This window comes from Streptomyces sp. NPDC059169, from assembly GCF_042755225.1.
GTDB lineage: Bacteria > Actinomycetota > Actinomycetes > Streptomycetales > Streptomycetaceae > Streptomyces.
Genome location: NZ_JBHZCF010000007.1, coordinates 247,059 through 267,499, shown reverse-complemented (window position 1 = coordinate 267,499; position 20,441 = coordinate 247,059). Strand labels below are relative to the sequence as shown.

General features: G+C 73.5%; 18 protein-coding genes and 1 riboswitch. Of the genes, 10 read left to right on the top strand and 8 right to left on the bottom strand.

Features of this window, described 5'->3' with window-relative positions; all coding sequences use genetic code 11:
- Window positions 1-21: 21 nt before the first annotated feature.
- Entirely contained in the window at window positions 22-3,714 is a 3,693-nt protein-coding gene (gene cobN, locus ACFXOM_RS15940) for a cobaltochelatase subunit CobN (RefSeq protein WP_385038184.1), read from the bottom strand.
- A gap of 37 nt (window positions 3,715-3,751) precedes the next feature.
- Window positions 3,752-3,882: riboswitch (cobalamin riboswitch) on the bottom strand.
- Between the two features lie 45 nt (window positions 3,883-3,927).
- Between cobN and ACFXOM_RS15935 the strand changes: the two genes are divergently transcribed.
- The 3 genes from ACFXOM_RS15935 to ACFXOM_RS15925 are packed head-to-tail and all read left to right on the top strand — an operon-like array spanning window position 3,928 to window position 7,540.
- The gene (locus ACFXOM_RS15935) at window positions 3,928-5,385 is read left to right on the top strand and encodes a cobalamin biosynthesis protein CobG (protein WP_385038181.1); all 1,458 of its coding nucleotides are present in this window, start codon (window positions 3,928-3,930) and stop codon (window positions 5,383-5,385) included.
- On the top strand, window positions 5,382-6,023 hold the full coding sequence (locus ACFXOM_RS15930; RefSeq protein ID WP_384929254.1) for a precorrin-8X methylmutase: 642 nt from the start codon (window positions 5,382-5,384) through the stop codon (window positions 6,021-6,023). The genes ACFXOM_RS15935 and ACFXOM_RS15930 overlap by 4 nt, the downstream gene beginning before the upstream one ends.
- A complete protein-coding gene (locus tag ACFXOM_RS15925) occupies window positions 6,020-7,540 on the top strand; it encodes a precorrin-2 C(20)-methyltransferase (protein WP_384929257.1) in 1,521 nt (506 codons plus the stop codon). Before ACFXOM_RS15930 ends, ACFXOM_RS15925 begins: the two co-directional genes overlap by 4 nt.
- Before the next feature lie 49 nt (window positions 7,541-7,589).
- Here ACFXOM_RS15925 and ACFXOM_RS15920 read toward each other — a convergent pair whose 3' ends face one another.
- Window positions 7,590-8,342: a cobalt-precorrin-6A reductase gene (locus ACFXOM_RS15920; RefSeq protein WP_385038179.1), complete on the bottom strand. Its 753-nt coding sequence runs from the start codon at window positions 8,340-8,342 to the stop codon at window positions 7,590-7,592.
- Between the two features lie 11 nt (window positions 8,343-8,353).
- Here ACFXOM_RS15920 and ACFXOM_RS15915 point away from each other — a divergent pair, with 11 nt between their 5' ends.
- A complete protein-coding gene (locus tag ACFXOM_RS15915; RefSeq protein ID WP_384944067.1) occupies window positions 8,354-9,496 on the top strand; it encodes a cobalt-precorrin-5B (C(1))-methyltransferase in 1,143 nt (380 codons plus the stop codon).
- Between the two features lie 290 nt (window positions 9,497-9,786).
- On the opposite strand, the gene cobM is transcribed toward ACFXOM_RS15915, so the two are convergent.
- From cobM to ACFXOM_RS15900, 3 genes are all read right to left on the bottom strand, one after another.
- Complete coding sequence (gene cobM, locus ACFXOM_RS15910) at window positions 9,787-10,536, bottom strand: precorrin-4 C(11)-methyltransferase (RefSeq protein WP_384944065.1); 750 nt, start codon at window positions 10,534-10,536, stop codon at window positions 9,787-9,789.
- Window positions 10,533-11,783: a precorrin-6y C5,15-methyltransferase (decarboxylating) subunit CbiE gene (cbiE, locus tag ACFXOM_RS15905; protein ID WP_384929268.1), complete on the bottom strand. Its 1,251-nt coding sequence runs from the start codon at window positions 11,781-11,783 to the stop codon at window positions 10,533-10,535. Before cbiE ends, cobM begins: the two co-directional genes overlap by 4 nt.
- Before the next feature lie 163 nt (window positions 11,784-11,946).
- Complete coding sequence (locus ACFXOM_RS15900; RefSeq protein ID WP_384929270.1) at window positions 11,947-12,075, bottom strand: DUF6126 family protein; 129 nt, start codon at window positions 12,073-12,075, stop codon at window positions 11,947-11,949.
- Window positions 12,076-12,558: 483 nt separating this feature from the next.
- Between ACFXOM_RS15900 and ACFXOM_RS15895 the strand changes: the two genes are divergently transcribed.
- Window positions 12,559-12,996: a universal stress protein gene (locus ACFXOM_RS15895; protein WP_384929273.1), complete on the top strand. Its 438-nt coding sequence runs from the start codon at window positions 12,559-12,561 to the stop codon at window positions 12,994-12,996.
- Between the two features lie 326 nt (window positions 12,997-13,322).
- On the opposite strand, the gene ACFXOM_RS15890 is transcribed toward ACFXOM_RS15895, so the two are convergent.
- Together ACFXOM_RS15890 and ACFXOM_RS15885 are read right to left on the bottom strand one after the other, a co-directional pair.
- Window positions 13,323-13,712 carry a hypothetical protein gene (locus ACFXOM_RS15890; RefSeq protein WP_384929275.1) on the bottom strand — a complete coding sequence of 130 codons (390 nt, stop codon included), beginning with the start codon at window positions 13,710-13,712 and terminating at the stop codon, window positions 13,323-13,325.
- Window positions 13,713-13,898: 186 nt separating this feature from the next.
- Window positions 13,899-15,233, bottom strand: coding sequence for a PLP-dependent aminotransferase family protein (locus ACFXOM_RS15885; RefSeq protein WP_385038176.1), 1,335 nt, complete (start codon window positions 15,231-15,233; stop codon window positions 13,899-13,901).
- A gap of 84 nt (window positions 15,234-15,317) precedes the next feature.
- Between ACFXOM_RS15885 and ACFXOM_RS15880 the strand changes: the two genes are divergently transcribed.
- Entirely contained in the window at window positions 15,318-16,100 is a 783-nt protein-coding gene (locus ACFXOM_RS15880; RefSeq protein ID WP_384929279.1) for an alpha/beta fold hydrolase, read from the top strand.
- A 37-nt stretch (window positions 16,101-16,137) separates the two neighbouring features.
- On the top strand, window positions 16,138-16,566 hold the full coding sequence (locus tag ACFXOM_RS15875) for a hypothetical protein (RefSeq protein ID WP_384929282.1): 429 nt from the start codon (window positions 16,138-16,140) through the stop codon (window positions 16,564-16,566).
- A 235-nt stretch (window positions 16,567-16,801) separates the two neighbouring features.
- On the opposite strand, the gene ACFXOM_RS15870 is transcribed toward ACFXOM_RS15875, so the two are convergent.
- Complete coding sequence (locus ACFXOM_RS15870; protein WP_385038173.1) at window positions 16,802-17,629, bottom strand: MBL fold metallo-hydrolase; 828 nt, start codon at window positions 17,627-17,629, stop codon at window positions 16,802-16,804.
- Between the two features lie 287 nt (window positions 17,630-17,916).
- On the opposite strand from ACFXOM_RS15870, the gene ACFXOM_RS15865 reads away from it, so the two are divergent.
- From ACFXOM_RS15865 to ACFXOM_RS15855, 3 genes are all read left to right on the top strand, one after another.
- Window positions 17,917-18,639 carry a TetR/AcrR family transcriptional regulator C-terminal domain-containing protein gene (locus ACFXOM_RS15865; RefSeq protein WP_384929289.1) on the top strand — a complete coding sequence of 241 codons (723 nt, stop codon included), beginning with the start codon at window positions 17,917-17,919 and terminating at the stop codon, window positions 18,637-18,639.
- A gap of 182 nt (window positions 18,640-18,821) precedes the next feature.
- The gene (locus ACFXOM_RS15860) at window positions 18,822-19,328 is read left to right on the top strand and encodes a hypothetical protein (RefSeq protein WP_384929292.1); all 507 of its coding nucleotides are present in this window, start codon (window positions 18,822-18,824) and stop codon (window positions 19,326-19,328) included.
- 80 nt (window positions 19,329-19,408) lie between these two features.
- Complete coding sequence (locus ACFXOM_RS15855; protein ID WP_385038170.1) at window positions 19,409-20,437, top strand: endonuclease/exonuclease/phosphatase family protein; 1,029 nt, start codon at window positions 19,409-19,411, stop codon at window positions 20,435-20,437.
- The last annotated feature ends 4 nt before the right edge of the window (window positions 20,438-20,441 follow it).

Below are 20,441 nucleotides of genomic sequence, written 5' to 3'. Positions count from 1 at the left end.
TCTTACGTCATGCGCCCGGCATCAGGCGTCGCCGCCCTCCAGGTCGCCCTCCGTCTCCAGGAAGACCTCGCGCAGCTCGGCGAGGACCGCCGGGTCGGGCTTCTCCCACATACCGCGCGACTCCGCCTCCAACAGCCGCTCCGCGATGCCGTGCAGGGCCCACGGGTTGGCCTGCCGGAGGAACGTGCGGTTCTCCGGGTCGAGGACGTACGCCTGGGTCAGCTTGTCGTACATCCAGTCGGCGATCACGCCCGTCGTGGCGTCGTACCCGAAGAGGTAGTCCACGGTCGCGGCGAGCTCGAACGCGCCCTTGTAGCCGTGGCGGCGCATCGCCTCGATCCACTTGGGGTTGACCACGCGGGCGCGGAAGACCCGGGAGGTCTCCTCGACGAGCGTGCGGGTGCGGACCGTCTCGGGACGGGTCGAGTCGCCGATGTACGCCTCGGGGGCCGTGCCGCGCAGCGCACGCACGGTGGCGACCATTCCCCCGTGGTACTGGAAGTAGTCGTCGGAGTCGGCGATGTCGTGCTCTCGGGTGTCGGTGTTCTTCGCCGCGACCGCGATCCGCTTGTACGCCGTCTCCATCTCCTCCCGGGCGGCACGGCCTTCGAGGCCCCGACCGTAGGCGTAGCCGCCCCACACCGTGTAGACCTCCGCGAGGTCGGCGTCGGTGCGCCAGTCGCGGGAGTCGATGAGCTGGAGGAGGCCCGCGCCGTACGTGCCGGGGCGGGAGCCGAAGATCCGGGTGGTGGCACGTCGCTCGTCACCGTGGACCGCGAGGTCGGCCTGGGTGTGCGCGCGCACGTGGTTGACGTCCGCCGGCTCGTCGAGCGAGGCCGCGAGGCGCACCGCGTCGTCGAGTAGCCCGATCGTGTGCGGGAACGCGTCGCGGAAGAAGCCGGAGATGCGCAGCGTGACGTCGACACGGGGGCGGCCCAGCTCCTCGGCCGGGACCGGTTCCAGTCCGGTGACCCGGCGCGAGGCGTCGTCCCAGACGGGGCGGATGCCGAGCAGGGCCAGCGCTTCGGCGACGTCGTCGCCCGCGGTGCGCATCGCGCTGGTGCCCCACAGGGAGAGGCCGACGGACGTCGGCCACTCGCCGTTGTCGTCGAAGTAGCGCGTGAGCAGCGACTCTGCGAGGGCCTGGCCGGTCTCCCAGGCGAGGCGCGACGGTACGGCCTTGGGGTCGACGGAGTAGAAGTTGCGCCCGGTCGGAAGGACGTTGACCAGCCCGCGCAACGGCGAACCGGATGGACCCGCGGGCACGAAGCCGCCGTTCAACGCATGGACGGCGTGGTCGAGTTCATCGGTCGTGGCGGCGAGGCGGGGAACGACCTGGCGGGCCGCGAAGTCGAGGATGTCGGCGACCTTGCGGCCGTGCCCCCCGGCCACCGCCGGAACTGCGGCCGGGTTCCAGTCCGCCTCCTCCATCGCCTCGACGAGGGCGCGGGCGGTGGCCTCCGCCTCGTCGGCGCCCGTGCGGGTCGCGGCCGACTCGTCGAGGCCGAGGGCTTCGCGCAGTCCGGGCAGCGCGGTCGTCCCGCCCCAGATCTGCCGGGCGCGCAGGATCGACAGGACGAGGTTGACCCGCTCCGGACCGGTGGGCGCGCCACCGAGGACGTGCAGGCCGTCACGGATCTGCGCGTCCTTCACCTCGCACAGCCAGCCGTCGACGTGCAGCAGGAAGTCGTCGAAGCCGTCGTCGTCCGGACGGTCCTCCATCCCCAGGTCGTGGTCGAGCTTGGCCGCCTGGATCAGCGTCCAGATCTGGGCGCGGATGGCGGGCAGCTTCGCCGGGTCCATGGAGGAGATCTGCGCGTACTCGTCGAGCAGCTGTTCCAGGCGTGCGATGTCACCGTAGGAGTCGGCGCGCGCCATCGGCGGGATGAGGTGGTCGACGAGGGTGGCGTGCACCCGGCGCTTGGCCTGGGTGCCCTCGCCCGGGTCGTTGACCAGGAACGGGTAGACCAGCGGCAGGTCGCCGAGCGCGGCGTCGGGGGCGCAGGCCGCGGACAGTCCGGCGTTCTTGCCCGGCAGCCACTCCAGGTTGCCGTGCTTGCCGAGGTGGATCATCGCGTCTGCTCCGAAGCCCCCGTCGTCCTGCCGGGCCGCGATCCAGCGGTAGGCGGCGAGGTAGTGGTGCGAGGGCGGCAGATCAGGGTCGTGGTAGATCGCGATCGGGTTCTCGCCGAAGCCGCGCGGCGGCTGGATGATGATCAGCAGGTTCCCGCGGCGCAGGGCGGCCAGCACGATGTCGCCCTCGGGGTTGCGGGAGCGGTCCAGGAACATCTCGCCGGGCGCCGGGCCCCAGTGCTCCTCGACGCCCGCGCGCAGCTCGGCGGGCAGCGTCGCGTACCAGCGCTCGTAGTCGGCGGCCGGGATGCGGACGGGGTTGCGGGCCAGCTGCTCCTCGGTGAGCCAGTCCTGGTCGTGGCCGCCGGCGTCGATGAGCGCACGGATCAGCTCGTCGCCGTCACCGGACGCGAGGCCGGGGATCTCCTCCGCGCCGAAGTCGTATCCCTCGTCGACGAGTCGGCGCAGCAGGGCGACGGCGGAGGCGGGCGTGTCGAGGCCGACCGCGTTGCCGATGCGGGAGTGCTTGGTCGGGTACGCGGAGAGGACGAGCGCGATGCGCTTGTCCGCGTTGGCGATGTGGCGCAGCCGGGCGTGGCGCACTGCGATGCCGGCGACGCGGGCGGCGCGCTCGGGATCGGCGACGTACGCGGGCAGGCCGTCCTCGTCGATCTCCTTGAAGGAGAACGGAACGGTGATCAGGCGGCCGTCGAACTCGGGGACCGCGACCTGGCTCGCGGCGTCCAGCGGCGAGAGGCCCTCGTCGTTCTCCTCCCAGGCGCTGCGCGAACCGGTCAGGCACAGGGCCTGGAGCACCGGTACGTCGAGCGCGGCGAGCTCTCCGGCGTCCCAGGACTCGTCGTCCCCGCCCGCCCGTGGCTCCCCGCCGCCTTCAGCGGGGGCGCTCTGCGGCGAGAGGTCCATCTCGGCCGCCTGCGCCTCGGCCGGCCGGGTGCCACCGGCGGCGAGGACGGTGGTGACGACGGCGTCCGCGCCGCGCAGCCGGTCGAGCAGCTCCGGCTCGGGGGTGCGCAGTGAGGCGACGTAGAGCGGGAGGGCCCGGCCGCCCGCGTCCTCGACGGCGTCGCAGAGGGCTCCGACGAACGCGGTGTTGCCGCTCATGTGGTGGGCCCGGTAGTACAGCACCGCGATGGTGGGGCCGTCGGTGACGCGCGGGGTGCGGTCGAGCGGACCCCAGCTCGGGGCTGCGGCCGGGGGCTCGAAGCCGTGGCCGGTGAGCAGGACGGTGTCCGACAGGAAGCGCGCCAACTGCTCCAGGTTGTCCGGGCCGCCGTGCGCCAGGTAGGCGTGGGCCTCGGCCGCGATGCCGATGGGCACCGTTGACGCCTCCATCAGCTGGGCGTCGGGGGCCTGTTCGCCGGTCAGGACCACGACCGGGCGGGTCTGGTCGGCGGCGAGCAGCACGTCGAGACCTTCCGGCCAGGCGCGCAGACCACCGAGCAGCCGTACGACGACGAGCTCGGTGCCCTCCAGCAGATCGCGCAGTCCGCCAGGGCCTTCGGCCTGGGGGGTACCCGCAGCCGGGAGCCGGGAGGGGTTGGCGAGGCGGTACTCGACCGGGCCCGCGGCCGCACGGGCGCTGAGCAGGTCGGTGTCGGAGGTCGACAGCAGCAGGATCATGGCGTGCGCAGGCCTTCCTCGGGGTGTCCGCGCCCCGGGTGGTCGTAGGACGGCGGGAGTTCCTGGCTCGCCGGGCCCCGGGGGGCCGGCTCACAGTGGCGGGACCGCGCCGGATTCTCACCGGGCTTCCTCCCTAGGGTCCTGGGACCCCGTGCCGTCTGCATAGTAGAGGCTGCCCTCACCGGCAGGGCGGTCACCTGGAAGGACGTGGGTATGCTCGCCGCCATGCCGCCCACACCCGCAACACCCCCGAACCGGGGCGAACCTCGCATACGGGAACGGTCCGATGCATGCCCGGGCGCACTGCGGCTACATCCGGCCGACGACGGGCACCTGGCCCGACTCCGGCTACCCGGAGGGCTTCTGACGTCACATCAGCTCACCACCCTGGCGCGGGCCGCCGAGGAGCTGGGCGACGGCATGCTGAGTGTCACGTCGCGCGGGAACGTCGAGCTGCGCGGACTGGGCGAGGAGTGCGGTGCACAGCTGGCGGACTTCCTGCGGGACGCCGGACTGCTGCCCTCCGACACCCATGAACGGGTCCGGAACGTCGTGTCCTCACCGCTCGCCGGACTCGACGGACTCGGCTGCGGCACCGTGCAGTTGTGGGCACGACAGCTGGACGCGCTGCTGTGCGCGAGCGGGCGGGCGGCCCGGCTCTCCGGTCGTTTCCTGTTCGCCCTGGACGACGGGCGGGGCGACGTGGCGGGGCTCGGGGCGGATGTGACCTTGCTCGCAGCGGACGGCGGTTCGGCCGTCGTGCACGTCGGAGCACAGGCCTTCCGCATCGCGGCGGGGGACGCACCGCGGGCCGCCCTCGCGGCTGCCGAGGCCTTCCTCACGGCGGCGGAAGACTCCGGCACGGGAGCCTGGCGGGTGCGGGAACTACCGGCCGGGCAGGCACCGGCCGTGGGTGCGCAACTGGAGGCGGCGGGCATCGCGGCGACGCGGGTGCGCGCGGACGCAGGGGAGCGGACGGACCCCACCGGGGCGGCCACGGACGGCCCTCGGGCAGCCGGCGCCGGCACGGAGCACGGCTCTGGGCCCGGAGCCGGTCCCGGCCCGCAGGGCGCCGGCCCCCGCCCCGGGCTCGTCGAAGGTCCCGGCCGGTGGGCCGTGTCCGTCGCCGCCCCCCTCGGCCGACTCACCGCCGCCCAGGCCCGCGCGCTGCTGCCCGCGCCGTCGGACGAGGTCCGCCTCACTCCCTGGCGCGGGGTCGTCGTGCCCGGCTTCACGGACCCGGACGAAGCCCGCGCACGGCTCCGCGCCCTGGACGAGGCCGGCCTGATCACCGGCACCGGGTCCCCCTGGTACGGCGTAGGCGCCTGCACCGGTCGGCCCGGGTGCGGCAAGGCATTCGCGGACGTACGCGCCGATGCGGCGACCGGTCGGGACCGCCCCGGCGAGGACGCCCCGCCGACGGGTCCCGACCCCACGGGTCCGCAGCCCTCCGACTCCCCTCCGCAGGCCCTCCTGCCCGTGTACTTCTCCGGCTGCGAGCGCCGCTGCGGCCATCCGCACGGGGAGCACGTCGACGCCCTCGCCCTGCCGGACGGCACGTACCGGGTGACCGCAGGCGGCGCCTCCGTAGCCGTCGCGACCACCGCTCGGCTAGCCGACGCGGTCGCGGCGGCCCGCAGATCCACATCGACGACCACACCGACGAAATGAGCGAGAAGACCGTGTTCGACTACGAGAAGGACGGTGCGGAGATCTACCGCCGGTCCTTTGCCACGATCCGGGCGGAAGCCGACCTCGCCCCGCTGCCCGCCGACGTCAGCCGGGTCGCGGTACGGATGATCCACGCCTGCGGCATGGTCGACCTCGTCCGCGACCTTGCCTACTCCCCCGACGTGGTGGCCCGCGCCCGCACGGCCCTGCGCGCCGGCGCACCGATCCTCTGCGACGCCCAGATGGTGGCGAGCGGTGTCACCCGCAAGCGGCTGCCCGCCGACAACGAGGTGATATGCACCCTCTCCGACCCGTCCGTGCCCGCGCTGGCCGTCGACCTCGGCACCACGCGGAGCGCCGCGGCGCTGGAGCTGTGGCGTGACCGGCTCGACGGTGCGGTCGTCGCCGTCGGCAACGCGCCCACGGCGCTGTTCCGGCTCCTGGAGATGATCGAGGGAGGGGCGCCCCGCCCGGCGGCCGTCATCGGCGTACCGGTCGGCTTCATCGGCGCCGCCGAGTCCAAGGAGGCGCTCGCCGCCCACGCGTCGGGCCTGGAGCACCTGGTGGTGCGCGGACGGCGCGGCGGCAGTGCCATGGCCGCGGCAGCGATCAACGCGATGGCGAGTGAGGCGGAATGACCACGAAGACCCCCGGACGGCTGTACGGCGTGGGGCTCGGCCCCGGCGACCCGTCCCTGATGACCCTGCGGGCCGTCCAGGTCATCGCCGAGGCCGACGTGGTCGCGTACCACTGCGCCCGGCACGGCCGGTCCATCGCGCGTTCCATCGTGGCCGAGCACCTCCGACCGGACCAGGTCGAGGAACGGCTGATGTACCCCATCACCGTCGAGACCACCGATCACCCCGGCGGCTACCGGGGCGCCCTCAACGACTTCTACGAGGAGGCGGCCGAGCGGCTGGCGGCGCACCTCGACGCCGGACGGACCGTCGCCGTGCTCGCGGAGGGCGACCCGTTCTTCTACGGCTCGTACCAGCACATGCACAAGCGGCTGGCGCACCGCTACCCCACCGAGGTGGTGCCGGGGGTCACCTCGGTGAGCGCCGCCGCCGCCCGCATCGGCAAACCGCTGGTGGAAGCCGAGGAGACCCTGACGATCATCCCGGGCACGCTGCCCGAGGAGGAGCTGACGGCCCGTCTGGCGGCGACCGACTCGGCGGTCGTGATGAAGTTGGGGCGGACCTTCCCCGCTGTGCGAAGCGCTCTGGAGCGCGCCGGACGGCTGGACGACGCGCAGTACGTGGAGCGCGCGACGATGCCGGGCGAGCGCGTGGAGCCACTCGCCGGGGTGGATCCCGCGTCCGTTCCGTACTTCTCGGTCGCGGTGCTGCCGAGCCGTATCGACACGGCACCCCCGGTGCGTGAGCGGGGCGAGGTGGTCGTGGTGGGTACGGGGCCCGCCGGTCCGCTGTGGCTCACCCCCGAAACGCGCGGCGCGCTGGCCTCCGCCGACGACCTGGTCGGCTACACGACCTACCTGGACCGGGTGCCGGTACGACCGGGCCAGCGACGGCACGGATCCGACAACAAGGTGGAGACGGAACGAGCGGAGTTCGCGCTCGACCTCGCACGCCGCGGACGGAAGGTGGCGGTGGTGTCGGGCGGCGACCCGGGCGTCTTCGCCATGGCGACGGCGGTGCTGGAGGTGGCGTCGAAGGAGCCGTACGCGGACGTGTCCGTCTCCGTCCTGCCGGGCGTCACCGCGGCGAACGCAGCGGCGGCCCGGGCCGGCGCCCCGCTCGGCCACGACTACGCGACGATCTCGCTCTCCGACCGGCTCAAGCCGTGGGAGGTCATCGCCGAGCGGCTACGGGCCGCGGCGGCGGCCGATCTCGTCCTGGCTCTCTACAACCCGGGCTCGCGCAGCCGCACCTGGCAGGTGGGCAAGGCCCGCGAACTGCTGCTGGAGCACCGTGCGCCCCACACGCCCGTGGTGGTGGCGCGAGACGTGGGCGGTGCGGAGGAGAGCGTACGGATCGTGCGTCTGGGCGACCTGGATCCGGCGGTCGTCGACATGCGGACCCTGCTGTTGGTGGGGTCCTCGCAGACCCGCACCGTCACGCGGGGCTCCGGCGAGGAGATCGTCTGGACCCCGCGCTCGTACCCGGAGGCCGGCACGGAGCCGGCCGGCGGCTGAGCGGGCGTCGGCGGCGGGGGCATCGGCGGCGGGGCGGGCGTCCGCCCCGTCAGTCCGCAGAGCCCCCGGGGGCGAGCTTCGCCACCCACGCCAGGGCCTCCTCCGGCGCCGTCGCGACCGGAACGCCACCCGGGGCCGGGGGGCGACGGACCACGATCACCGGGACGCCCGCCTCGCGGGCGGCAGTGAGCTTGGGGGCGGTCGCCGCACCTCCGCTGTCCTTCGTGACGACCACGTCGATGCGGTGGCGGCGCAGCAGTTCCCGCTCGCCGTCGAGGCCGAAGGGGCCACGGTCCAGGAGGACCTCCGTCCGCGCCGGGTACGGGGCCTGTGGGGGGTCGACCGAGCGGACGAGGAACCAGAGGTCGTCGAGGTGCGCGAAGGTCGCCAGCCCCATGCGGCCGGTCGTCAGGAACACCCGCCGTCCCAGGGTCGGCAGCGCCTGCGCCGCTTCCTGCAGCGAGCCCACGTGGTGCCAGTCGTCGCCTTCCGACGGGGCCCACCCGGGCCTGCGGAGCGCCAACAGGGGAACATGGGCGAGGGCGGCGGCCCGCGCCGCGTTGAAACTGATCGTCCCGGCGAAAGGATGGGTGGCGTCGATGAGCGCATCCACCCGGTGCTCGCGCAGCCAGGCGGCAAGGCCCTCCGAACCGCCGAAGCCGCCGGTTCGCACCTCGCCCACGGGCAGCCGCGGGGCGGCGACGCGCCCCGCGAGCGACGTCGTCACCCGCCACCCGCCCGTGTGCAGGGACTCGGCGAGGCCGCGGGCCTCGGTCGTACCGCCGAGGATGAGGATGTGCATGGGGTCCTTCGATGAGTGAGGCCGGGGGCGGTCGTGCCGCCCAACTGAAGCACACCGGCCTCCGGTCCGGCTGGACGACCGGTGCCTGCGCGACGGCCGCGACGACCGCCGCGTACACCGCCCTGCTCACCGGCGACTTCCCCGACCCCGTGACGATCACGCTGCCCAAGGGGCACACCCCGGCGTTCGCGCTGGCCGCGGAGGAGCTGACGGACGTCTTCGCGATGGCCGGCGTGGTGAAGGACGCGGGCGACGACCCGGACGTCACCCACGGTGCGCTGGTCCGCTCCACGGTTCGGCTGCTGCCCGCGGGATCCGGCGTGGTGTTCCGGGCCGGGCGGGGCGTGGGCACGGTCACCCGCCCCGGCCTGCCGCTGGACGTCGGCGAGCCCGCGATCAACCCGGTGCCGCGCACGCTGATGCGCGACCACGTCGCGGAGGTCGCAACCCGGCACGGCGGCACCGGCGACGTCGAAATCACCGTCTCCGTCGACGACGGGGAGGAGATCGCCCGCTCCACGTGGAACCCCCGCCTCGGCATCCTCGGCGGGCTGTCCATCCTCGGCACGACCGGGGTCGTCGTGCCCTACTCCTGCTCAGCGTGGATCGACTCGATCCGCCGGGGCGTGGACGTGGCGCGTGCGGCGGGCCGCACGCACGTGGCCGGATGCACGGGCTCGACGTCCGAGAAGACCGCGGTCGCGCTGTACGGCCTGCCCGAGGATTCCCTGCTCGACATGGGGGACTTCGCAGGCGCCGTGCTCAAGTACGTCCGCAGGCACCCGGTGGATCGGCTCACCATCTGCGGCGGCTTCGCCAAGCTGTCCAAGCTCGCCGCGGGGCACATGGACCTGCACTCGGCGCGGTCTCAGGTGGACAAGGGCTTCCTCGCGGAGCTGGCGCGCGCCGGCGGGGCGGACGAGGCACTGGCGGCGGACGTGGCGGCGGCCAACACGGGGTTGGCCGCCCTGCAGCTGTGCGCCGCACGCTCGGTCCCGCTGGGCGACCTGGTGGCTGCAACCGCCCGCGACCAGGCGCTGGAGGTGCTGCGGGGCGCGCCGGTCACGGTGGACGTGGTGTGCATCGACCGCGCGGGGACGGTGGTGGGTCGCTCGGAGCCCCGCGGCCCGGACCGTACGACGCCGGTCCGCTGAGCAGCCGCTGGCCGCGCGCCGTGCGGTGCCCGCACCGCACGGGTGCCCGGGGTGTTGGTCCTCGACCGCCGGACCGGCCGGTGGTGCGGGCCCGGCACCGACGTGCGCGGGGTTACGCCCATGGCCGGTCGTGCGAGGGAGCGTACTCGGAGTGCGTGCGGGTGGGCGGGCGTGGTGTGCGGAGCGGACGCCGGGCGTCACCCCGTCCGAACCGGCGCGTACCGGCCTCCCGCGCGGTTACCGGCGTGCCCCGCACCCGCCCCGCACGGAAGCCGGTCGCGACCAGCAGCTCAACACAGGTGTCGCTCGCGCGCCGGGTCGTACAGGTGGCTGTCCCGGAACTGCGACGCCGCCAGCGTGCGGCCCACGATGATCACCGCCGTCTTCGTGATCCCGGCGGCCTTCGTCTGCTCCGCGATGTCCTCGAGCGTGCCCCTGAGGACCACCTCGTCCGGCCTACTGGCCATGGCCACCACGGCCGCGGGGCAGTCCGCCCCGTAGTGCGGCAGCAGTTCCCCGACGACCCGGTCGACGTAGCGGGCTGCCAGGTGCAGCACGAGCAGCGCGCCACTGCGTCCCAGCGTGGCGAGCTCCTCGCCCTCGGGCATGGGGGTGGCCTGCTGCGCGATGCGTGTGAGGATCACCGTCTGGCCGACGGTCGGCACCGTCAGTTCCCGCTTGAGCGCCGCCGCGGCCGCCGCGAAGGCCGGGACCCCCGGCACCACCTCGTACGGGATCCCGACCGCGTCCAACCGTCGCATCTGCTCCGCCACCGCGCTGAAGACCGACGGGTCACCGGAGTGGAGCCGGGCCACGTCGTCGCCGGCCTCGTGGGCACGGACGATCTCCGCGATGATCCGGTCCAGGTCGAGCGGGGCCGTGTCGATGAGGCGGGCGCCCGGCGGGCATTCGGCCAGCAGGTCCCGCGGGACGAGCGAGCCCGCGTAGAGACAGACCCCGCACCTCGCGAGGGTCCGTGCCCCGCGCACAGTGATCAGGTCGGCGGCGCCGGGGCCCGCGCCGATGAAGTACACGGTCATGAGGGATCTCCTGCAGGGGACTTGGTGACGGACCATTGGGTGACCGGCATCGCCTGGCGCCAGCCGGTGAAGCCGCCGACCGGGACGGCGTGCGCCACCGCGAGCCGCACCAGCTCGCCGCCGTGCCGCCGGTGGCGCTCGGCGAGCAGGGCCTCGGACTCCAGGGTGACCGTGTTGGCGACCAACCGTCCGGCCGGGGGCAGGGCGTCCCAGCACGCGTCCAGGAGGCCCGGCGCGGTGAGGCCACCGCCGATGAACACCGCGTCGGGAACGGGGAGTCCGGCGAGTCCGCCGGGGGCGGCGGCGGTGACGACCCGCAGGCCGGGCACACCGAGGGCCCGTGCGTTGCGGGCGATGCGGTCCGCGCGCACCGCGTCGCGCTCGACGCTGACCGCACGGCACGTCCGGTGCGTCCGCATCCACTCGATCGCGATCGACCCGGAGCCCCCGCCCACGTCCCACAGCAGCTCCCCCGGTGCAGGGGCGAGGGCGGCCAGGGTCGCGGCGCGGACGTGGCGCTTGGTGAGCTGGCCGTCGTGCTCGTACGCGTCGTCCGGGAGCCCGGGTACGGCGGCCAGCCGAGGCGCTCCGGGCTCGCGGGCGCATTCGACGGCGATCACATTGAGCGGGTCGCCCGGCCCGTGGTCCCAGGCGTCGGCGGTGCCGTCCAGGGTGCGTTCGTGCGGGGCCCCGAGCTGTTCCAGGACGCGCATCCGGCTCGGGCCGAACCCCCGTGCGGTGAGCAGGCCCGCCACCCGGCCCGGGGTGTCCGCGCCCGCGCTGAGTACCAGCAGCCGTCGCCCCTGGTGCAGCGCGGCGGTGAGCACGTCGAGCGGCCGACCGACGAGGGTGACGGTATCGGTGTCCTCCAGCGGCCAGCCGAGCCGTGCGCAGGCGTACGACACGGACGACGGATGCGGCAGGATCCGCAAGACCTCCGGCCCCGCCACCTCAGTGAGGGTGCGCCCGATGCCGTAGAACATGGGGTCGCCACTCGCGAGCACTGCGAGGCGGCGTCCCCGGTGGGCCCGAAGGAGCCGGGGTACGGCGGGGCGCAGCGGCGACGGCCAGGGGATCCGGTCGCCCGCGCACTCGGGGGGCAGCAGAGCGAGCTGGCGCTCGCCACCGATGAGCACCTCCGCGTCGAGGAGGGCGGCACGAGTCGCTTCGGGCAGCCCGTCCCAGCCGTCGGCACCGATCCCGGCGACGGTGACGGGGGGCCTGGTCGGGCGGGGGTCGGGGCTCACGGCGGGAACTCTACTGTTCGCACCTCCGCACATGCGTTCCCACCTGCACCCGGTCACGTGGGGACGGTCACACGGGACGGGACGCGTGGCCGCCCCCTGCAGTGCTCCGGCCGCCAGCCCGCCCCGGGCCCGGACACCGGTGAACCGCGGGGCACCCGCGCGCTCACTTACCCGCGTGCTCCCCCACGTAGAAGAGCAGCCAGACGAAGCCCGCGAAGGCGTGGGTGGCGAAGACGTAGACGAAGACGCGCAGGGCGACACCGCGCTCCTTCCAGCGCTCGCTCTCGCTCATCGGCACTCCTCGGGCTGGTGGGGTGGGTGGGACCGCTCCAGCGTAAGGGCGGAAGAGGAGTGGGCGCGGCCCTCCACGGGAGGTGACCCGTGGTTCGGGCAGGGCATCCGCCGGGGCACCCCGCTCGCCGTCGAGGACGACGCGCTCCTCAGCGAGCCGTGGAGGGAGGACGGTGTCGACCGGGAGGGCAGTCCGCACCTCGCCGCGATGTCGGGCGGCGACGTACACGCGGACGGCCCGCCGTCGCGCATCCGCAGGCGGGAGCGAGCCCGCCGATGTGATGTCCGCCCGGCCGGCCACCGCCGAGGCGCCCGTCGGAGTCGTGCCGTTCGAGCAGCAGCCGGCGGCCCTGCGACCGGGCGGCGCCCCGTCCCCCGCGCGCCCGACCGCCGGTTCCGTCCGGCCACCGCCCACCCGGTCCGTTCCCCCTCTTTGTGCGTAGGGTTTGTGTCAGCTACGGAGCCCCTAGGACCGGGAGGCAGGATGGGCAGGATCGTCGTGGGCGTCGACGGCTCGGACAGCTCGCTCAACGCGCTGGGCTGGGCAGCCCGGCAGGCGCAGCTGACCGGCGACTCGTTGGAGGCCGTCACCACCTGGGAGTACCCCAAGTCGGGCTGGGGCTCCATGGTTCCGGGCATGCCCACCGATTTCGACCCGGCGCAGGCCGCCCGGCAGCACCAGGCCGACGCCCTGGAGAGGGTCCTGGGCACCGAGGCCGCGGCCGCCGTCACCCGCACGGTCCTCGTCGGGAACGCCGCCCAGGTGCTGCTGGACCGTGCGGAGGGCGCCTCCCTGCTGGTCATCGGCGATCGCGGCTACAGCGGTTTCAAGGCGGCGATGCTGGGGTCGGTCGGGCTGCACGTCACCCTGCACGCGCCGTGCCCGGTGGTGGTCGTGCGGGGCACGGTCCCCGACGAGTGAGCACGGCCGGGTCCGGGTCCGCCTGACGTCCGTCGAGCCGCGAGGGCGAAGGGCGCCCACGGGCACGCCGGAGGAGAACCGCGGGGCTCGGGCCGGCACTCCGACTCCGGTACCGCGGGCCCACGTGGATCGCGCTTCCCGTCCGGACCGGCGCGGTCGGGCCGTCCCCGACGACGCCGGGCCTCCCGCCGGTACGGACGCGCAAGGAGTGCGCGTGGAGGGCGAGGAGGCGGGCGGACGGCAAGAGCACGTCGAGCAGGTGGCGGACCACCTTGCGGCGCGGTGGCCGTGGAAGGGCGGTGGCCGTGGAAGGGGAGAGCGCCGGGTCAGTCCCTGGCCGGCTCCTCGTGGACGTAGACGGCGTAGAACACCACGCAGAAGGTCGCCGCCGCGATGATCACGGACAGCACGATCGAGGTGAGGATGCTGTCTCCGGACAGACTGTTCAGATAGCCGACCGCTATCCCGACCAGAGCCGCGTACGCCGCCGCGCGGAGCTCTTTGGGCAGGATGTGCTGGAAGCGTCCGAGGGCGAAGCAGAGCCCGGCCAGGGCGACGCAGGAGATGAGTCCGATGGCGAACTGCGCACCGGCCGAATCCCCGGCCGTCCGGGCCATGAAGGACGTGTAGAGGCCGTAGACCGCACCGAGTACGACAGGTACCGCGATGCCGAGGGATCCGTGGTGCCGTGCGGGCACGGCGGCGTGGGCAGCCATGGCAGAGCTCCTTCCGCTCCTCCGCTACTCCGTTCCCCCAGCGGACACCCGTACGGCCGAGCGGTCAAATGGATCAGGAGGCCCACGGGGGAGGGCTGCGCGGCCACGAGCACGGTCGGTGGGGCGCGCGGGTCGACTCGCCCGGGCCGCGGCGCACACTCGGGTCCGCCGACCGTGCGTCCGCCGTCAGCCGGTGCGCGGACGGGCCGCCAGTGCCGCGAGCCGGTCCAGGGCCTGCGCCAGCTCCCGGTGCGACGGTGAGGCCAGGCCCACGCGGACGGCGTCCGGTGCGGCGTGCGCACCGACCGCGAAGGCCGAACCGGGAGTCACCGCCACCCCCTCCTGCGCCGCGGCAGCGACGAACGCCTCCGCCCGCCAGCACTTGGGCAGCCGCCACCAGCAGAAGTAGGAGCGGGGATCGGTGCGGACGTCGAAACCGTCCAGAGCCCGGCGCACCAGCTCTTGCCGCAGCTCCGCGTCGGTGCGCTTCCACCCGGCCACTTCGGCCACGACTCCGCTCTCGCTCCACCGCAGCGCCGCTGCCGAGGCGAATCCCGCTGCCGTCCAGGCACCCGATCGCAGGGCCTGCGCCAGGGTTTCCCGGTGCCCGGCGGGCGGGACGAGGTATCCCACGGTCAGTCCTGGTGCCAGCCGCTTGGAGAGGCTGTCCACCAGCAGCGTCCGCTCAGGGGCGTACGCGGCCAGCGGGGCGGGCGCATCCGGTGCGAGGAAGGCCCAGGTGGTGTCTTCGATCGCGGTCAGCCCGCACGTGTGGATCGCCTCCGCCAACTGTGCCCGCCGGGCGTCACCCGCCGTCAGGGTCAACGGATTGTGCAGGGTCGGCTGCACGTAGAGGGCAGCGAGCGGGGTCGCCCGGTGTGCGGCGACCAGCGCTTCCGGTCGGACGCCCTCCTCGTCCAGGGCGATCGGGACCAGGCGGGCCCCCAACCGCTCCGCGACCATCTTGACCAGCGGGTACGTCAGAGCCTCGACTCCGAGCCGGCCTCCGGGCGGCACCAGCGAGGCGATCGCACCCGCGAGTGCCTGGCGGCCGTTGCCGGCGAAGAGCAACCGGTCGGGGTCCGGGGACCAGCCGCTCCTGGCGAGCACGCCGGCCGCGGCGCGGCGCGCCCCGTCGGTCCCTTCCGGAGCCGCGGGTCCGGTCGTCCCACCCAGCACGTCGGGGCGTGCCAGGGAGCGGAGTTCGCGGGCCATCAGTTCTGACTGGCCTTCTGCCACCGGGTAGTTGAGCTGTAGGTCGACCGTCGCCCCACCGGCCGATTCGATCAGTGCGGACCCGGGCGGCGGGGGTGCCGCCCGTACGAACGTGCCCCGCCCCACCTCTCCCACGACCAGTCCGCGCCGCACCAACTCTCCGTACACCCGGATCGCCGTGGAGACGGCGATCCGGCGGCGCCGGGCGTAGGTGCGCTGCGGCGGCAGCCGGTCGCCGGGCTTCAGCCGCCCGTCCGCGACCGCGGCCGCGATCTCGTCCGCCAACCGCCTGTAGTCCTGTGCCACCCGCCCGCTCCCGTCGCGCCCACGATTGCACCGAGAGCAAAGATCTTATTGCACCGAGGAGTTGGCGTGCCTAGCCTCGGAGCCATGCCCACAGCACGCATCGACTCCCTGACCACCGGCTACGAGGACGAGGGACACGGTCCCGCCCTGGTCCTCGTCCACGGCCACCCCTTCGACCGCACGATGTGGGCACCGCAGCTCGCGTCCCTCTCCCGGACACACCGGGTCATCGCCCCGGACCTGCGGGGCTACGGCGCCTCGTCCGTCGTCCCGGGCACCACGCTCCTGGCCGACTTCGCCACCGACCTGCTCGCCCTCCTCGACCACCTGGGGGTGCAGCGGTTCGTCCTCGGCGGACTCTCCATGGGCGGGCAGATCGCGATGGAGTGCTACCGCCTCTTCCCGGAGCGGATCACCGGGCTCGTCCTCGCCGACACCTTCCCCGCCGCCGAGACCGCGGAGGGCAGGGCCGCACGCAACGCTGCGGCGGACCGGCTGCTGGCGGAGGGCATGCGCGGGTACGCCGACGAGGTGCGGGACATGATGGTCGCCCCGTACAACCCCGAGGTCTCCGCGACCGTGCACCGGATGATGCTGGCCGCGCCCCCCGAGGGCGCGGCGGCCGCCCTGCGCGGGCGGGCCGAGCGTCCGGACTACCGGGAGTTGCTCACCACGGTGGCGGTGCCGACCCTCGTGGTCGTCGGGCGGGACGACGCCTTCACGCCGGTCGCGGACGCCGAGGCGATGCACGCGGCACTCCCCGACTCGACGCTGTGCGTCGTCGAAGGCGCAGCGCACCTGCCGAACATGGAGCGTCCCGACGCGTTCGACGCAGCGCTGCGGGCGTACCTCGAACGGCTCAACTGAAATATCCGATGCGCACCGTTCGCCCCATGCTGGCTGCATGAGCCAGAACACAGCACCGCAGGCACCCCGGAGTACCGGAACGAGTGCGAGCAGTTGGGCGGAAGGCGGCACGCTCTTCGCCGGCATCCTGCTGATAGTCGTCGGCGTGATCGGCATCTTCGAGGGCATCGCCGCGATCATCGAGGACAACGTCTACGTGCGCGTCGGCACGTACGTCTACTCCATGAACCTCACGGCGTGGGGCTGGATCCACCTGATCATCGGGATCATCGCCCTGTTCGCCGGCTGGGGGATCCTCAAGGACATGGTGTGGGGCCGGTACACGGGTATCGCGCTGGCGGCACTCAACATCATCGTCCAGTTCCTGTTCCTGCCCTACGCACCGGTGTGGGCGATCTTCTCGATGGCCGTCTCGGTGTTCATCATCTGGGCGCTGTCGATCACGAGGTCCACGGCGAGGGTCTGATCCGCGGGGCGGCGTCCCGCGGACGCCGTCGGCCCCGGGGCACCGCACCCGGGACCGACGGCGTCCCCCTACGCCCCGTCCGGTCGAGACGCCGCGTCCCGGTCGGACACGACCGAACCGTTCGGCGGCTCCGACGCGCGGCGGGACGTGCGAGGCGCCGCTCGCCGGCGCCTTCCCCGGCGACGTGGATGAACGGCACCCGCGGGTGCGGCGCGCGCGGTACGGGCGGCCCCGCTCAGCCGCCGTGCACCAACAGCTCGAACTCCTGGGCGTCGTGGGACGAGAAGATCCGGATCGTTCGGGGGTGCGCCCGCCGGAGGTCCCTCAGCAGGTCCACCTGGTGGAGCCGCTGGTGGTGGTCGTCCGCCACCAGTCGCTGGTGGAACGCCAGCGCCCGGGGGCACCGGGGGCGCCGCAGGTCGACCTCGGCGCGGAAGAAGTAGGCGTCCCCCGCGTGCAACAGCCAACGGTCCGGCTCCTGGACGGCGACCGCGCTGTGGCCTCGGGTGTGCCCGGGCATCGGGACCAGCAGGATGTCGGGGGCGCGCAGCACCCGGGCGGCGGGGAATCCCATCCAGTCGTGGTCCGCGGTGTCGTGGACGACCCAGTCGACGCCGTGGGCCCACTGGGCGGGCAGGTAGCGGCTCGCGTCGAGCCGGGTGTCCCGGCGCATCGCCGCCCGGTACTCGTCGGCCATCACGTGCACCCGCGCGTGCGGGAAGTCGGCGAGGCCGCCCGCGTGGTCCAGGTCGAGGTGGGTGAGCACGATGTCCCGGACGTCGTACGGGTCGTAGCCCAGGGCCCGGACCTGGTGGGCGGCCGTGCGCGACAGGTCGAGAACCGGCCGCACCGCATGCCGGAACAGCACTCCGAGCCGCCGCGGATCGGACACTTCCGCCGCGCCCAGCCCGGTGTCGACCAGCACGAGCCCCCTCCCGGTCACGACCAGCAGGCAGTGCGCCACGAGCGGGTCGCAACCGAGCGGGCGCATGGGGGCGCAGTCAAGGTGGTGGATGGTGATGGCGGAACGCCGCTGGGGGACGGGAATGGTTCGCACAGGCATCTGCGCCTTCTGCTCACAGGGGGATACCCGGCGCGAGGCGGCCGAGCTGGGAGAGGATGGTGGCCGTGCTGAGTGGAGGCGCCGGCGGTCCGGGAGCTCTTGGCTCCGTTCCGTGGGGGCGGCCACGCGGGCGGCCTCGTGGTACGGGGCCGCCCGTCCCTCATCTCGCCCTTGCTCCACAGCAGTTACGCCACTTACACCGTAAGTACGAAACAGGAGAGAAGCACCTACGCTGTAAGTCGTCAAGCGTTACCGCGCGTAGCCACCCGAAAGAGGAGCCGCCATCCATGGCCGACCGATCACGACGTGAACTTCCCCGACCTCGCGCACCGTTGAACCGGCAGCGCATCGTCGAGGCAGCACTGGTGATCATCGACGAGGACGGCGTGGACGGACTCTCCATGCGGCGGATCGCCGCCCGCCTCGGGGTCCAGGCCATGTCCCTCTACAACCACGTGCGGAGCAAGGACGACATCCTCGACGGGGTCACCGAGTTCGTCACCACCGACATGAAGATGCCCCGGCGGATGACGGGCGGGTGGGAGGACGGGATCCGCACGATCTCCCATGCGTTCCGGCAGGCGTCGCTGCGCCATCCGCGGGCGTGCGAGCTCGTCCTCATGCGTCAGCTCTCCACGCCCACGGCCCTCGCACCGGTCGACACCATGCTCGCGATGATGCTGGACCACGGCTTCGACGAGGAGACCGCCGTGCACGCCCTGCGGCTCTTCATCTCCTTCCAAATCGGTTCGCTGCTGCGCGAGTTCCACGGCCCTACGGCCCACGCGTCCGCTGCCGGCGCCTCCGACGGAGAGGAGGCCGGGGTGGAGGCCGCGCGGGAAGCGCGCACCGCGTACTTCGCCGGTTCGGGGTTCCCGGCAGTGGCCAAGGTGGCGCCGATCCTCGCGGTGCAGGACCACGACGCGGAGTTCGCCTTCGGCATCGAGCTGCTGATCACGGCACTGCGCGGACTGGCCCCGTCGCCGGCGGGTTCGCAGGTCCGCGCCTGACCCTGTTTCCTGGCCCACGGCCGCCTCCTGCGCCCCTCGCGGGACGGGAACCGGACGGGACCGGGCGAGGACGAGCGGGGACAAATCCACACAAAGGCCGACCAGGAGCACCCCCTGCACAGGAACGAGCAGGTCAGACCCGTCGAGTGGCCGGAATCGGGAACGGGGCGCACGCTGGGCCTATGAGCCCTGCTGGCATACGAAGAGCCGTCCTGGGTGCGGCGACCGCCGTCGTGGTCGCCGCCGGCATGACGGCTTGCTCCAACAGTGATGAGACACCGGCGTCGGTCGCGTCGAAGGCCGGGGAGGCCGTGGACTCGGCAACCTCCAAGGCCGGTGAGCTCGTGGCATCGGCGTCGGCCGAGGTGGACAAGATCAAGGCTTCCGCATCGGCCAAGGTGAACGAGATCAAGGGCGGCATCAACGCCAAGGCCGACGTCAAGGTCGGTGCCACGAAGGACGACGGCGACCACGTCGCCACCGAGATCACGGCGACCAACAGCACCGGGGATACCGCGGACTACACCGTGCTGGTCAACTGGAAGGACAGCAGCGGCAACATCCTCGACGCCACCGTCGTGAACGTCGACGACGTCCCCGCGGGCGGCACCAAGTCCGCCACGGCGAACAGCAACCGCGATCTGTCCGGCACCCCCGTGGCCGAGATCGGCCAGGCGGTGCGCCACTGACACCCGACCGGGGACCCGGCGCGGCCGAGTGCCGCCCCACTCCCACGAACTCTCCCCTCTCTCCGACCGTTTGCGCCGGTATGGAGCCCTACACCCCACCCCCCGACCACGCGTTTGGGGACGCCCACACCACCGGCACCCGGGTCCGCCGGCCCCCGTTCCGACGGCGGGCCGCGGCCTGCGGGGCGGGCACCGCACTCGCCGCGGTGTCGCTCGTCGTCGGCTTCCGGGCCGCCGACGCGGACGGGCCCACCCCGTTCCCGCAGTTCCTCGCCTTCCTGCCGTGGTTCCTGGTACCGGCCGCCGTCGGCCTGGGACTCGCGGCCGTCGCCCGCAACCGCTTCCTGCTGGTCTGGGCGGTCGTCGCGGCGACGGTCACCACCTGGTACGTCCGCCCGTACGGACCGGACCGCACGGACCACCGCGGGCCCGTCGTCGCCCACCTCGAAGTGCTCACCTCCAACGTGGAGTTCGGGCGTGCCACGGGGGACCTGGTCGCCGCGATCCGGCGCGAGAAGCCCGATCTGGTCTTCGTCGAGGAATGTGACCGCACCTGTTCGGCCGCGCTGGTCTCCCAGGTGCCGCAGCGGGACTACCCGTACCGCAACGTCGTCGAGGGGAACCTCGCAGTCGGCTCCGCGATCCTCTCGGTGCACCCGATGAGCAACACGGCGGGGATCCGGAGCGCGCTGGCCATGCCCGGGGCCGAAGCACGGATCGGCGGGCGCACCGTCCGGCTGCAACTGGTCCACCCGCTGCCGCCGGTGCCCGGTCGCATCGGGGCCTGGCGCACGGAACTGGCCGGAGTACGCGCGTACGCCGCCCGTGCCGAGGGCGTCCCGACGCTCCTCGCCGGGGACTTCAACGCGGGCCAGGATCACGCCGCCTTCCGCCGCGTCCTCGACGCCGGAGGACTGCACGACAGCGCACGGCTCGCCGGGGCCTCCCGGGCCCCGTCATGGCCCTCCGCCGCCCCCCGCCCCCTGGGCACGCAGATCGACCACGTGCTCGTGAGCGATGATTTCGCCGTACGCGGCGTCCGGTTCCTGGACTTCACGGGTACCGACCACCGCGCACTGATCGTCGAGCTCGCACTGCACAGTGGGTGACCCT